Consider the following 13,345-nt stretch of genomic DNA (forward strand, 5'->3'; position numbering starts at 1 on the left):
CCATCGCATTGAAGCCGTTGAAGCGCACGCTTCAGGCTGCCTGGTGCCGTTTCGGCAGAATGGCTGAGACGGCGGGCTTTGCATGGGCGATCGAATCCAGCCGATGGACCGTGACATACCGGCTTCTGCCGCTTGGAGTGATGACTTGATGAAGCAGGATGCGGCATCGCCTGCGGCAGACAGCGATACGGTTGCGACCGTCACCGATCGCCGGGCGCTGTTTGCGCTGCCGGGTCTTGTCTTGGCCGGCGGCGCGTTGCTCTGCGCGACGCTGACGCTCTTCATCCTGCTGGGCGTGACGCCGATCGACCCGACGACGCGCGTCGTCATCACTTCGGTCGTGGTGAATTCTTTCTTCGTGCTTGCGCTGATAGCGCTGATTGGACGCGAAGTTGCGCGGCTGCTTAAGGCGCGCACGCGCGGCCGCGCCGCCGCCCGTTTGCACATCCGGATCGTCGTCCTGTTCTCGATCGTCGCCATCACGCCGGCGATCCTGGTAGCGATCTTTGCAAGTATCACGCTGAATGCCGGGCTCGACCGCTGGTTCGCGCTGCGCACGCAGTCCATCGTCAGCTCGTCGCGCAATATCGGCCAGGCCTACATGATGGAGAACGCCAGCTACCTGCAGGGCCAGACCATCTCCATGGCGAACGACCTGGAACGCAACCGGGTGCTCTACAATCTCGACCGCACGGGCTTCGGGGAATTGATGACGCGCCAGGCGCGGGGCCGCGGGCTGCTCGGCGCATTCCTCGTAGAGAGCGACGGTACGGTCATCGTTCAGGCCGACATCAAGACCGAAAAGCCATTGCCGGCGATACCGCAGGATGCCCTGCAGAAAGCCGCCGCCGGCCAGCCGACGCTCATTCCGCCGGGCGTGACCAACCTTGTCGGCGCCATCATCAAACTCGAGCAGATTCCAAGCGCGTTCCTCTATACCGTGCGTGCCGTCGATCCGAAGGTCATGGGTGCGATGCGCATGATGGAGGAGAATGCGACGGAATACCGCTCGATGGAAGCGGGACGGGTCTCGCTGCAGATTGCGTTCGCGGTTCTCTATATCGGTTTTGCCCTGATCGTGCTGCTTGCGGCGATCTGGACGGCGATTGCCGTCGCGGACAGGATCGTCCGGCCGATCCGCCTGCTGATCACCGCAGCCGACAGCGTAGCCTCCGGCAACATGGATATCGTCGTGCCGGTTCATGCGGTCGATGGCGACGTTGCAAACCTGTCGCGCACGTTCAACAAGATGATTTCGGAAATCCGCACGCAGCGTGACGAGATACTAGAGGCGAAGGACGAGGTCGATGACCGCCGCCGCTTCATAGAGGCCGTGCTGTCGGGTGTGACCGCCGCGGTGATCGGGGTCGAGAGCGACCGGCGGATCACCATCGTCAACAGTTCTGCCGAGACGCTGATGTCGCTGCCGGCGCGCGAGATGCTCGGGAAGCAGTTGAATGAGATTGCGCCTGAAGTCGATCAGGTGCTGACCGAAGCCGCATCGCGCTACCGCAGCGATTTCCGCAAGCAGATTGCCCTCGTGCGCGGCGGAACGGTGCGGACGTTGAGCGTGCAGGTCACGCGCGAGGAAGTTCGCGATACGAGCGACTCCTACGTGATCACGCTCGACGACATTACCGATCTCGTGATCGCGCAGCGTTCGACGGCCTGGGGCGATGTGGCGAGGCGCATCGCCCACGAGATCAAGAACCCCCTGACGCCGATCCAGCTCTCCGCCGAACGCATCCAGCGCCGTTACGGGAAGCAGATCAATCAGGAGGACCGCACGGTCTTCGATCAATGTACCGATACGATCATCCGGCAGGTTGGCGATATCGGCCGCATGGTCGACGAGTTCTCGGCTTTCGCGCGCATGCCCAAGCCGACGAAGGAACAGGCCGACCTGCGCAATATTCTCCGAGATGCCATCTTCCTGCGTGAGATGGGAAATACGCATGTGAGCTTCCTGCAGGAATTCGGCGACAAGCCGCTGGAGGGCCTGTTCGACAGCCGCATGCTAGGGCAGGCATTCGGAAACCTGATCAAGAATGCTGTCGAATCCATCGAGGCTGTGCCGAGCGGCGAGCGCGACGAGCGGAAGGTTCTCGTCAGGGCGTGGTTGGATGAGAGCCGCGACCGTTTCACGGTCGATGTCATCGACAACGGCCGGGGCCTGCCGGTAGAAAACCGGCACGGCATCCTGGAGCCTTATATGACGATGCGGGAGAAAGGCACTGGTCTCGGTCTCGCAATCGTCAAGAAGATCATTGAGGAGCATGGCGGGCAGCTGGAACTGCATGATGCGCCCGCCGATTTCGACCAGGGAAGGGGGGCCATGATCCGCGTGCATCTGCCGCGTCTCGAGCCAGCTCCCGCTGCCCCGGCGTCAAATGACAAGGAAAGTGTGTATGGCCTCTGATATTCTCGTCGTCGATGATGAGCACGATATTCGCGAGATCGTTTCCGGTATTCTCTCGGACGAAGGACACGAGACGCGGACCGCGCATGACAGCGACAGCGCGCTCGCGGCGATTTCCGACCGCGCGCCGCGCCTGATCTTCCTCGATATCTGGATGCAGGGCAGCAAGCTCGACGGTCTTTCCCTGCTGGACGAGATCAAGACGCGTCATCCCGACATCCCAGTCGTTATGATTTCGGGTCACGGCAATATCGAGACGGCCGTCTCCGCCATCAAGCGCGGCGCCTTCGATTTCATCGAAAAGCCCTTCAAGGCCGATCGTCTGATCCTGATCGCTGAGCGCGCGCTGGAAAACTCTAAGCTGAAGCGCGAAGTATCCGAGCTGAAGCGGCGCGCAGGCGACGCAGTCGAACTGATCGGAACGTCGGTTGCGGTCTCGCAACTTCGCCAGACGATCGAGAAGGTTTCGCCGACCAATAGCCGCATCATGATCTTCGGCGCATCCGGCTCCGGCAAGGAGCTGGTGGCGCGCATGATCCACAAGAAGTCGGCGCGCGCCAATGGTCCTTTCGTCGCGCTGAACGCTGCGAACATTACGCCGGATCGCATGGAGGTTGCCCTTTTCGGCACGGAAGGCTTGCCCGGCCAGGCGCGCAAGACTGGGGCGCTGGAAGAGGCCCACCGCGGCATTCTCTATCTCGATGAAGTCGGCGAAATGCCGCGCGAGACACAGAACAAGATCCTGCGCGTGCTAGTCGACCAACAGTTTGAGCGCGTCGGCGGATCGAAGCGGGTGAAAGTGGACGTTCGCATCATCTCTTCGACGGCTTACAATCTGGAAAGCCGCATTGCCGAAGGCTGGTTCCGCGAGGACCTTTACCATCGCCTTGCGGTCGTTCCCGTTCGCGTGCCGGCATTGGCGGAGCGCCGCGAGGACATCCCGTTCCTCGTCGATCAGCTGATGCGTCAGATTTCCGAGCAGGCAGGCATCCGTCTGCGCCGCATCGGCGACGATGCGATGGCGGTGCTGCAGGCTCATGACTGGCCAGGCAACATCCGCCAACTGCGCAACAATATCGAACGTCTGATGATCCTTGCGCGCTCGGACGGCCCGGATGCGCCGATTACGGCCGACATGTTGCCGACAGACCTTGGCGACATGCTGCCGAAGGTATCGGCCAAGAACGACTACCACATCATGACGCTTCCGCTGCGCGAAGCCCGCGAGATGTTCGAAAAGGATTACCTGATCGCGCAGATCAACCGCTTCGGCGGCAATATCTCGCGCACCGCGGAATTCGTCGGCATGGAGCGCTCGGCGCTTCACCGCAAGCTGAAGTCGCTCGGCGTCTGATTGCTCCCGGCGCGGTTTTCTGCGCCGGTTTCCCATTTCATTGCCTTAAATTCAGGTTTCCCATGCCGAGAATTTCCTATGTGAATGGCCGCTACGAGCGGCACGCCGATGCGATGGTGCATATCGAAGACCGCGGCTACCAGTTCGCGGACGGCGTCTACGAGGTCTGCGAAATACGCCATGGCTATATCGTCGATATCACGCGCCATCTCGACCGCTTGAACCGCTCGCTCGGCGAGTTGCGCATCGCCTGGCCGATGAGTCGACAGGCGATGATCCATGTGATTCGCGAAACGGCGCGCCGGAACAAGGTGCGGAACGGCTTGTTCTACTTGCAGGTGACACGCGGCGTGGCGCGCCGCGACCACGTGTTTCCGGCCGAAGGCACCAAGCCTTCGCTGGTCATCACGGCCAAAAGCACCGATCCGTCAGTGATCGCGAAGAAGAACGCAAACGGAATCAGGGCGATCACCGTTCCCGACAATCGGTGGGATCGGGTCGACATCAAGACCGTCGGTCTTCTCTCGAATGCGCTGGCCCGCCAGCAGGCGAAGGAAGCGGGCGCCCAGGAGGCCATCTATGTCGATACAGACGGCTTCGTGAACGAGGGCGCGGCGACCAATGTCTGGATGGTCGACGCGGACGGCACTTTGATCACGCGCCCTGCCGAACATGGCATCCTGCGAGGCATCACGCGAACGACGCTGATGGACGTCGGGGCGAAGCTCGGCCTCAGGATCGCCGAGCGGAACTTCACCGTCGCAGAAATGCTGGCGGCGCGCGAGGTCTTCATCACGGCTGCCACAAGCATTTGTTTTCCTGTCGTTTCCGTCGACGGGCTGACGATTGCCAACGGTCATCCCGGCACGATCTCGCAGAATATTCGAGAAGCCTTTTTCGACGTTGCGGAAAAGATTGCGATTTGATACCAAGATTTGCTGGACGGAAGGGATGAGGATTACCATCCGCCTTGCAGGAGAGGTTGATTAATATTCACCGGCGCGATCAAGCCGGCAATAAAGAAAGAAGCGGCGCGATGGCGGAACGTTCTCAGAATTTGCAGGACTTATTTCTCAATACTGTTCGCAAACAAAAGATTTCTCTCACAATTTTTCTCATCAACGGCGTAAAGCTCACGGGCGTTGTCACTTCCTTCGACAATTTCTGCGTTCTTCTTCGCCGTGACGGCCATTCGCAACTCGTGTATAAACACGCGATCTCAACGATCATGCCGGGCCAGCCCATGCAGATGTTCGAGAGCGAAGAAGCAGCGTCCTAACAGGATCAGCAGTCATTACGACACGCGATACCAGGAATGATTCCATCATCCCGGAGGCCCAAAGACTTCGGGATGATATGCGGGCAACCGTTGTCGTGCCTGTGCTGAAGCAGGCGCGGAGCAAAAGTGTGCCGATCGAAGGCGCTGCCACCCGCTCGCCTGAGAGCCGCCTTGAAGAGGCGACCGGTCTCGCCGAGGCAATAGATCTCGATGTGGTCGGCGGCGCAATCGTGCCGATCTCTGATCCGCGTCCGGCAACTCTGCTCGGCACAGGCAAGATCGAGGAAATCAAGGCGAAGCTCGATGAGCACGATTCCGGCCTCGTGATCGTCGATCACCCGCTGACGCCGGTGCAGCAGCGCAATCTCGAGAAGGAATGGAACGCCAAGGTCATCGACCGGACGGGCCTGATCCTGGAAATCTTCGGCCGCCGCGCCTCCACGAAGGAAGGCACGCTGCAGGTCGATCTCGCGCATCTGAACTATCAGAAGGGCCGTCTGGTCCGCAGCTGGACCCACCTTGAACGCCAGCGCGGCGGCGGCGGCTTCATGGGCGGCCCTGGCGAAACGCAGATCGAGGCCGACCGCCGTCTGCTGCAGGATCGGATCATCAAGCTGGAGCGCGAGCTGGAGCAGGTCGTCCGCACCCGCCAGCTTCACAGGGCCAAGCGCAGGAAGGTGCCACATCCGATCGTGGCCTTGGTGGGCTACACCAACGCCGGCAAGTCGACACTCTTCAACCGGATCACCGGGGCAGGTGTCCTTGCCGAGGACATGCTCTTCGCCACGCTCGATCCGACGCTTCGCCGTATGAAGCTGCCGCATGGCCGCACCGTCATCCTGTCCGACACCGTTGGCTTCATTTCCGACCTGCCGACGCACCTTGTCGCCGCCTTCCGCGCCACGCTCGAAGAGGTGCTGGAAGCCGATCTGATCCTCCATGTCCGCGACATGTCGGATGCCGACAATCAGGCACAGAGCGCGGACGTGATGCGCATCCTGGACGATCTCGGCATCGACGAGGCCGAGGGCGCAAGGCGCATAGTCGAAGTCTGGAACAAGATCGACCGCCTGGAACCGGAAGCGCATGACGCGATGGTGCAGAGGGCAGCAGGCGCCGAAAACGTCGTCGCCGTTTCGGCCGTCAGCGGCGAAGGCGTCGATCACCTGATGCATGAAATCAGCAAGCGCCTTTCCGGGGTGATGACCGCGACGACGATCAAGCTGCCGTTGGACAAACTGGCGCTGCTGCCCTGGCTTTACGAACATGCGATCGTCGATGGCCGCGAAGACAATGAAGACGGCACGGTGACACTCGACGTAAGGCTCGCCGAAAGCGAAGCGGCCGAATTGGAACGGCGCATGGGTGACGGGCCGAAGCCGCAGAAGGAAGACTGGGAATAGCGTTTAGTTAGCCGAGCTGCCGTTCGATCGCCTTTGCCGCCTGCCAGATTTCCTCCATCCGCTCCAGCGTTGCTGCTTCCAGCGTTTCACCGTCTGCTTCAAGTGTTCTTTCGATGTGATTGAATCGGCGGCGGAATTTTTTGTTCGTGCCGCGTAGCGCTTGTTCGGGATCGGCTTTCACGTGCCGGCCGATATTGGCAATGGCGAAGATCAGGTCGCCGAGTTCGTCGCTGACTTTCGCGTGATTGCCCTCCTTCAGCGCGGCACGAAGCTCGCCGATCTCTTCCTCGATCTTGTCCAGGATCGGTTCCGGTGCCGACCAGTCAAAGCCAACCTTTGCGGCGCGTTCCTGCAGCTTCAGCGCTTCTGTCAGCGCAGGAAAGCTTCGCTGCACGGAGCCAAGAAAGCCAGCCTTGAAGTCGTCGCCGATCCCGCGCTTTACCCGCCGCTCGGCGCGCTCGCGTTTTTCCGCCTGCTTGATCTCGTCCCACTGCTTTCGGACAAGCTCCGGAGTGCCGGCATTGGACCGCGCAAAGACATGGGGGTGGCGGCGGATCATCTTGCGCGTGATGGCTGCGACGACGTCGCCGAAGGTGAATTCGCCGGCTTCCTCGGCCATGCGGGCATGGAAGACGACCTGCAGCAGCAGATCGCCCAGTTCCTCGCAGAGATCGTCCATGTCGTTGCGTTCGATCGCGTCAGAAACCTCGTAGGCTTCCTCGATCGTGTAGGGCTTGATCGTTTCGAAGGTTTGGACGACGTCCCAGGGGCATCCGGTTTCGGGATCGCGCAATGCGGCCATGATCTCGATCAGGCGCGAAATGTCTTTTGAAGCTTCCATGATATCTCAGTTCAAGGGGATGGCATTGGCGTCTTTGGACGCCTGATAGGTGTCGGACAGCGCATCGTAGCGGGCCCTAATGCGGGTGGCTTGCGCTTTCAGGCCAGCTTTCAACGGTTCGTCCTCGGTCTCGATGAGATCGGCGATCGCAAAACTGTTCCAGAAGGCGTTCTGGCGGCGGTATCCGCCGGGTTCGAGGCCGAAGACCTCTTTCAGAATCTTCAGATCGTGGGGGATGGCGAAGCTGTCGCGCGAATCCTCGTGGCTGAAGAAGTAATAGAAATTATCGAAGCCCGCCCAGGTGATCGCAGACATGCACATGCTGCAGGGTTCGTGAGTCGAGACAAAGATGAGCTCCTTGGTCGAAGGCTTGTCGGAGAGTTCGTAGAAACGCTTCAGCGTGTGGATTTCGCCATGCCAGAGCGGATTTTCCAGCTCGTTGTTCGTTTCTGCAACGATAAGCGAAAGGTCGGACTTGCGCAGGACCGCCGCCCCGAAGACCTTGTTGCCCTCGGAAACGCCGAGTTCGGTGATCGGCAGGATATGCTTCTCGATGACTTCGAGAAGGCGGGAAACAATCGTCTTTTCCGGCATGGCTTTCTCCCTGTTTCGTGCAGTTTACCGGTTGCCGCCGGGAAGCGGAATGGATGGTCCCGCCGAATCTGCGCATTTGTCACCACCTTATGAATGGGCTGCACCATTTTCCAACGACCGGGCGACTTTTCTCAAATCCTTGAGGTGGCGAGCAAAAGAATACGCGCCCGGCGGGGCATTCGAATTTCTGTTTCTTCAATCCGTTGACGGTAAAAGGCATAGTCGGCCCACTTCGAAGTGGAACGATAATGCCTTCCAGCAACGAACAGCTATCGGTATTTCCCGCATTCTTCCGTGTGGAAGGGCGGATTGCAGCCGTATTCGGCAATGGAGACGAGGCCTTCGCCAAGGTGCGTCTGCTGCTGAACACGCGCGCCCGCATCGTTGCTTATGCGGAACATCCCGAGGCCGACTATCACTCCTTCCTGATTTCCAACCGCATCGAAACGGTTCGTGCGCCTTTCTCGCCCGCGCAAGTGGACGGTGCAACGCTCGTTTTCGCCGCGACGGGCGACGCTGCCGAAGATCGAGCGATCGTGGAAGCTGCCCAGGCGGCCAGAATTCCGGCCAATGCGGTCGACCAGCCGGACTATTGCGATTTCTTCACGCCGGCTCTCGTCAATCGCGCGCCGGTCGCCGTTGCGATCGGCACGGAGGGCGCCGGTCCGGTGCTTGCCCAGATGATCCGCGCGCAGGTCGACCAGTTGCTCTCGCCGTCGCTCGGCCGTCTGGCGGACCTTGCGGCGAGCTACCGCAAGACCGTCGAGCATCTCGTTCCGCGCGGCGTCGCCCGCAGGGTCTTCTGGCGCCGTTTCTTCTCGGGCGCGGTGGCGGATGCGGTCGCGAACGGTAATCTTCCCGAAGCACGCCGCGCCGCAAACGGCCTGCTGCGCTCCGCGGAAAAAATTGAAGGCCGTGTCTGGCTCGTCGGCGCCGGTCCGGGTGCCGAGGATCTGCTGACGTTGCGCGCCCAGCGGGTCATGATGGAAGCCGACGCCATCGTTTTCGATGCGCTGGTGCCGCAGACGATCGTTGATATGGGCCGCCGCGATGCCGAGCGCCTTTCGGTCGGTAAACGCAAGGGTTGCCATTCGAAATCGCAGGAAGAGATTAACGATCTGCTGGTCCAGCTTGGACGCCAAGGCAAGCGAGTCGTGCGCCTGAAATCCGGCGATCCGCTGGTTTATGGCCGGGCAGGGGAAGAGATGGCGGCGCTGCGTGCGGCAGGCATCGGCTACGAGGTCGTTCCGGGCATCACCTCCGCTTTGGCTGCCGCAGCCGATTTCGAGCTGCCGCTGACGCTGCGCGGCGTTGCCTCGTCGCTGGTCTTCACGACAGGGCATGACCTGACCGGCGACGTGCTGCCGGATTGGGCAAGCCTTGCCGTGTCGGGCGCGACGATCGCCGTATATATGGGCCGCACCGTCGCGGCCTCGGTCGCCGCGCGGCTGATCAATGCCGGGCTTCCCGCCGAGACGACCGTTGCGGTCGTCGAGAACGCCAGCCGCCGCGATCGCCGTCTGCTGCATGGCATCTTGCGTGATCTTCCCGACCTGCAGCATCGTGACGAGTTGACCGGACCGGTCATGGTCATTATCGGCGATGCGGTCGCAGGCGCCAATTTCGAACTGTCCGAGCCGCTGGTGCGCCATGAGGCGACCGCGCCGGAATTTGCAAGGAGCTGAACATGGTCGACAAGGTTCTGACCGCCAACAGGCTGACGGACGGCGTGGCCGTATGGCTGAACGCCGGCGGCGAATGGGTAACCTCGCTGCAGGGTGCGCTCGTTGCCCGCCATGCCGAGGCCGTGACCGCCTTGGAAGAGATCGGCAAGAAATCCTATGCCGAGAACAAGGTCGTTGACGTTGCCGTCATCGAAGTTCAGGAAACCAACGGCGTTCTATGGCCGCTCCGCCTTCGCGAGCGCATCCGCGCCCAGGGCCCGACCATGGAATATGCGCCGGGCTACAAGCCGGCCGATCCCGAATTCATTGCAGTCTGAGGAAGCTGATGTACCGTTACGACGAATTTGACCACGCCTTTGTCGCCGAGCGCGTCGAGCAGTTTCGCGACCAGGTTCAGCGCCGACTGTCCGGTGAGCTTGCCGAGGATGCGTTCAAGCCGCTGCGCCTGATGAACGGCGTCTATCTACAGCTTCATGCCTATATGCTGCGCATCGCGATTCCTTATGGCACGCTCTCCTCGCGCCAGATGCGTATGCTCGCCCATATCGCCCGCACCTATGACCGCGGCTACGGCCACTTCACGACCCGCCAGAACCTGCAGTTCAACTGGCCGAAGCTCTGCGACATGCCCGATGTGCTCGCCGACCTGGCAACCGTCGAGATGCATGCGATGCAGACTTCCGGCAATTGCATTCGCAACGTGACGGCCGATCATTTCGCCGGCGCCGCCGCGGACGAAGTCGCCGATCCGCGCCCCTATGCGGAAATCCTGCGCCAGTGGTCGTCCGTGCATCCGGAATTCTCTTTCCTGCCGCGCAAGTTCAAGATCGCCGTAACCGGCGCCGAGCGTGACCGCGCCGCGATCCAGGTCCACGACATCGGCCTGCACCTGAAGAAGAACGACAAGGGCGAGATCGGTTTTGCCGTCTATGTCGGGGGTGGCCAGGGTCGCACGCCGATGATCGCCAAGCTGATTCGCGACTTCCTGCCGGAAGAGGACCTTCTTTCCTATACGACCGCGATCATGCGCGTTTATAACCTGCACGGCCGCCGCGACAACAAGTACAAGGCGCGCATCAAGATCCTCGTGCACGAAACCGGCGCCGAAGAACTGGCGCGCCAGGTCGAGGTGGAGTTTGCGCAGCTCAAGGATACCGAGCTGAAGCTGCCGGAAAAGGACGTTCAGGCGATCACCGCCTATTTCGCGCCGCCCGCGCTGCCCGAGCGTGCTGAAGGTTGGGAGAACCTTGCCCGCTGGAAGAAGGCCGATCCGGCTTTTTCCCGCTGGGTGCTGCAGAACGTGGCGCCGCACAAGAACCCCGATTACGGCATGGTGACGATCTCGCTGAAGCCGATCGGCGGCATTCCGGGCGATGCCTCCGACGCGCAGATGGATGCCGTTGCCGATATCGCCGAGGAATATGCCTTCGACGAAATCCGTGTGAGCCACGAACAGAACCTCATCCTGCCGCATGTGGCGCTGGCCGATCTGGAAGCCGTCTATCGCGGCCTGGTCGCGGCCGGTCTCGAAACCGCCAATGCCGGCCTCATCACGGATATCATTGCCTGTCCCGGGCTGGACTACTGTGCGCTCGCCAATGCACGCTCCATTCCGGTTGCGCAGGAAATCTCCAGGCGGTTCGGCGATCCGGCGCGTCAGGCCGAGATCGGCGAGCTGAAGATCAAGATTTCCGGCTGCATCAACGCCTGCGGACATCACCATGTCGGCCATATCGGCTTGCTGGGCGTCGAAAAGAAGGGTGCCGAACTCTACCAGATCACTCTTGGCGGCTCCGGTGACGAGCACACCTCGATCGGCGAGATTATCGGCCGGGGCTTCGAACCGGACAAGGTGACGGACGCGATCGAGACGATCGTCGATACCTATCTCGGCTTGCGTCAGGCCCCATCGGAAACCTTCCTCGCCGCCTACCGCCGCGTCGGACCGCAGCCCTTCAAGGATGCGCTCTATGGCGCGGCTGCGGAAGCGGCATAAGGAGGGGATGATGATGAAGATCTGGAGAGAAGTCGGTTTTGCCGCCAGCGATCCCTGGGTGATCGAAACCGAAGAGGTGAAAGCGGAGGGCGATCAGAAGCCGCTGCTCGGCCTCGACGAATTGATCGCAAAGGCCGGCGAGAGCAACGATGTCGGCCTCGGCGTGCTGATCAAGCCGGCCGACGACGTCCGCAAGCTTGAGCCGTACCTCGATCGCCTCGATATCGTCGCCGTTGCCTTCCCGGCATTCAGTGACGGCCGTGCTTTCAGCCATGCCTCGCTGCTGCGCGAGCGGCTCGGTTATGCCAAGGAACTGCGGGCTGTGGGCGATGTGCTCATCGACCAGATCCCGCTGATGCTGCGCGTCGGAATCGACAGCTTCACCGTGACCAACGAAACGGCCCTCAAGCGCCTTTCCGAGAACCGGCTGCCCGGAATTCCGCATCATTATCAGCCGGCTGCGCGTGACGCGGAGGCCGGCAAGGGCTATAGTTGGCGCCGTCAGGCGAAGCCGGCGGCATAATGCCGGCTCGCCGTCTCTGATGACGGAAGCGATGCAATGAAACATTTCGAAGTGGCGGTGATTGGCGGCGGTCTCGCCGGCATGGTGGCCGCGATCGCACTGGCTCGCGGCGGCCGTAGCGTGGCGCTGATTGCCCCTACCGCGGCGACCGGGGACCAGCGCACGACGGCGCTGATGGATCAGTCGATCCGCTTCCTCGATCGCTTGTCTCTATGGGACAAGCTGAAGCCTGAAACCGCGCCGCTGAAGAGCATGCGCATCATCGACGCCACGAATCGGCTGCTGCGTGCGCCAGCCACGACCTTCCGCGCCGCCGAAATCGGTCTCGACGCCTTCGGTTACAATTTCCCGAACAAGGCTCTGACCGGCGTGCTTGAGACTGCCGTCGCCATAGAAGGCAATATCACGCGATTCACCTCTTATGCCGACAGCATCGATATAGGCGAGAATGCCGTTTCCATCGCGCTCGCAGGCGGCGAGGTTCTGTCTGCGGATTTCGCCGCCGGCGCCGACGGCCGCAAGTCGAAGCTTAGGGAAGCAGCCGGCATCGGTGCCCGCAACTGGTCCTATCCACAGTCGGCCATGGTGCTGAACTTCGGCCATTCGCTGCCGCACGAAAACATCTCGACGGAATTTCACACCGAGAGCGGCCCCTTCACTCAGGTACCCTTGCCAGGCAATCGCTCCAGCCTCGTCTGGGTCCAGGATCCGTCGGATGCCGCCGCTGGCCTCGAATTGTCGCTTGCTGAATTGAGCAATGTCGTCGAAGGGCGGATGCAGTCGATCCTCGGCAAGGTGAGCGTCGAGGAAGGCGTACAGGTCTGGCCGCTTTCGGGCATGATGGCGCACCGCTTCGGCAAGGGCCGGATGGCGCTGATCGGAGAGGCCGCGCACGTCTTCCCGCCGATCGGGGCGCAGGGCCTCAATCTCAGCCTGCGCGATATCATGGCGCTGGCAGATATTCTCTGCCACCGCGCCGAAATACCGACACCGGCCGATTCGGGCGATCGGTTCGACCGAAGGCGCCGCGCCGACATCATGACGCGAACGGCGAGCGTCGATTTGCTGAACCGCTCGCTTCTGTCTGGTTTCCTGCCGGTCCAGATGCTGCGCGCTGCGGGCCTTCACATCCTCTCGGCATTTCCGCCGCTTCGCAGCGTCGTCATGCGTGAAGGCATCGAGCCGGGCGGCGGCTTCCGCGATATTCCAAGCGCCTTACGGGAAAAATTCAGCCGAAGGAAAGCCTGATCC

12 protein-coding genes are annotated in these 13,345 nt (G+C 61.5%); 10 read left to right on the forward strand and 2 right to left on the reverse strand.

The window, feature by feature from the left end:
• Window positions 1-148: 148 nt before the first annotated feature.
• The 5 genes from BN1800_RS08245 to hflX all read left to right on the forward strand — a co-directional run bounded on the left by BN1800_RS08245 (window position 149) and on the right by hflX (window position 6,455).
• Window positions 149-2,419: a sensor histidine kinase NtrY-like gene (locus BN1800_RS08245; RefSeq protein ID WP_086996376.1), complete on the forward strand. Its 2,271-nt coding sequence runs from the start codon at window positions 149-151 to the stop codon at window positions 2,417-2,419.
• On the forward strand, window positions 2,409-3,773 hold the full coding sequence (gene ntrX / locus BN1800_RS08250; RefSeq protein WP_027509441.1) for a nitrogen assimilation response regulator NtrX: 1,365 nt from the start codon (window positions 2,409-2,411) through the stop codon (window positions 3,771-3,773). The genes BN1800_RS08245 and ntrX overlap by 11 nt, the downstream gene beginning before the upstream one ends.
• 62 nt (window positions 3,774-3,835) lie before the next feature.
• Window positions 3,836-4,699, forward strand: coding sequence for a D-amino-acid transaminase (locus BN1800_RS08255; protein WP_086996379.1), 864 nt, complete (start codon window positions 3,836-3,838; stop codon window positions 4,697-4,699).
• A 110-nt stretch (window positions 4,700-4,809) separates the two neighbouring features.
• Window positions 4,810-5,052 carry an RNA chaperone Hfq gene (hfq, locus tag BN1800_RS08260; RefSeq protein WP_003539403.1) on the forward strand — a complete coding sequence of 81 codons (243 nt, stop codon included), beginning with the start codon at window positions 4,810-4,812 and terminating at the stop codon, window positions 5,050-5,052.
• 77 nt (window positions 5,053-5,129) lie between these two features.
• Window positions 5,130-6,455, forward strand: a complete 1,326-nt coding sequence (gene hflX, locus BN1800_RS08265) for a GTPase HflX (protein ID WP_027509443.1) — start codon at window positions 5,130-5,132, stop codon at window positions 6,453-6,455.
• Window positions 6,456-6,462: 7 nt separating this feature from the next.
• Here the strand turns inward: hflX and mazG are convergent, their stop codons facing one another.
• Together mazG and BN1800_RS08275 are read right to left on the reverse strand one after the other, a co-directional pair.
• A complete protein-coding gene (gene mazG / locus BN1800_RS08270) occupies window positions 6,463-7,296 on the reverse strand; it encodes a nucleoside triphosphate pyrophosphohydrolase (RefSeq protein ID WP_086996382.1) in 834 nt (277 codons plus the stop codon).
• Between the two features lie 6 nt (window positions 7,297-7,302).
• A complete protein-coding gene (locus BN1800_RS08275; RefSeq protein ID WP_027509445.1) occupies window positions 7,303-7,890 on the reverse strand; it encodes a nucleoside deaminase in 588 nt (195 codons plus the stop codon).
• 248 nt (window positions 7,891-8,138) lie between these two features.
• On the opposite strand from BN1800_RS08275, the gene cysG reads away from it, so the two are divergent.
• The 5 genes from cysG to BN1800_RS08300 are packed head-to-tail and all read left to right on the forward strand — an operon-like array spanning window position 8,139 to window position 13,342.
• A complete protein-coding gene (gene cysG / locus BN1800_RS08280) occupies window positions 8,139-9,575 on the forward strand; it encodes a siroheme synthase CysG (RefSeq protein ID WP_027509446.1) in 1,437 nt (478 codons plus the stop codon).
• Window positions 9,576-9,577: 2 nt separating this feature from the next.
• Window positions 9,578-9,892: a DUF2849 domain-containing protein gene (locus tag BN1800_RS08285; protein ID WP_086996385.1), complete on the forward strand. Its 315-nt coding sequence runs from the start codon at window positions 9,578-9,580 to the stop codon at window positions 9,890-9,892.
• A gap of 8 nt (window positions 9,893-9,900) precedes the next feature.
• The gene (locus tag BN1800_RS08290; protein WP_086996388.1) at window positions 9,901-11,571 is read left to right on the forward strand and encodes a nitrite/sulfite reductase; all 1,671 of its coding nucleotides are present in this window, start codon (window positions 9,901-9,903) and stop codon (window positions 11,569-11,571) included.
• Window positions 11,572-11,581: 10 nt separating this feature from the next.
• Entirely contained in the window at window positions 11,582-12,094 is a 513-nt protein-coding gene (locus BN1800_RS08295; protein WP_027509449.1) for a DUF934 domain-containing protein, read from the forward strand.
• 36 nt (window positions 12,095-12,130) lie between these two features.
• On the forward strand, window positions 12,131-13,342 hold the full coding sequence (locus tag BN1800_RS08300) for a UbiH/UbiF family hydroxylase (RefSeq protein WP_086996392.1): 1,212 nt from the start codon (window positions 12,131-12,133) through the stop codon (window positions 13,340-13,342).
• Window positions 13,343-13,345: the final 3 nt, after the last annotated feature.

Source organism: Rhizobium sullae, assembly GCF_900169785.1.
Classification (GTDB): domain Bacteria; phylum Pseudomonadota; class Alphaproteobacteria; order Rhizobiales; family Rhizobiaceae; genus Rhizobium; species Rhizobium sullae.

What these genes read in the sequence shown, in the direction of transcription:
- BN1800_RS08245 (WP_086996376.1), top strand. Translation starts at nt 149, where the DNA reads ATGAAGCAGGATGCGGCATCGCCTGCGGCAGACAGCGATACGGTTGCG.
- ntrX (WP_027509441.1), top strand. Translation starts at nt 2,409, where the DNA reads ATGGCCTCTGATATTCTCGTCGTCGATGATGAGCACGATATTCGCGAG.
- BN1800_RS08255 (WP_086996379.1), top strand. Translation starts at nt 3,836, where the DNA reads ATGCCGAGAATTTCCTATGTGAATGGCCGCTACGAGCGGCACGCCGAT.
- hfq (WP_003539403.1), top strand. Translation starts at nt 4,810, where the DNA reads ATGGCGGAACGTTCTCAGAATTTGCAGGACTTATTTCTCAATACTGTT.
- hflX (WP_027509443.1), top strand. Translation starts at nt 5,130, where the DNA reads ATGCGGGCAACCGTTGTCGTGCCTGTGCTGAAGCAGGCGCGGAGCAAA.
- mazG (WP_086996382.1), bottom strand. Translation starts at nt 7,296, where the DNA reads ATGGAAGCTTCAAAAGACATTTCGCGCCTGATCGAGATCATGGCCGCA.
- BN1800_RS08275 (WP_027509445.1), bottom strand. Translation starts at nt 7,890, where the DNA reads ATGCCGGAAAAGACGATTGTTTCCCGCCTTCTCGAAGTCATCGAGAAG.
- cysG (WP_027509446.1), top strand. Translation starts at nt 8,139, where the DNA reads ATGCCTTCCAGCAACGAACAGCTATCGGTATTTCCCGCATTCTTCCGT.
- BN1800_RS08285 (WP_086996385.1), top strand. Translation starts at nt 9,578, where the DNA reads ATGGTCGACAAGGTTCTGACCGCCAACAGGCTGACGGACGGCGTGGCC.
- BN1800_RS08290 (WP_086996388.1), top strand. Translation starts at nt 9,901, where the DNA reads ATGTACCGTTACGACGAATTTGACCACGCCTTTGTCGCCGAGCGCGTC.
- BN1800_RS08295 (WP_027509449.1), top strand. Translation starts at nt 11,582, where the DNA reads ATGATGAAGATCTGGAGAGAAGTCGGTTTTGCCGCCAGCGATCCCTGG.
- BN1800_RS08300 (WP_086996392.1), top strand. Translation starts at nt 12,131, where the DNA reads ATGAAACATTTCGAAGTGGCGGTGATTGGCGGCGGTCTCGCCGGCATG.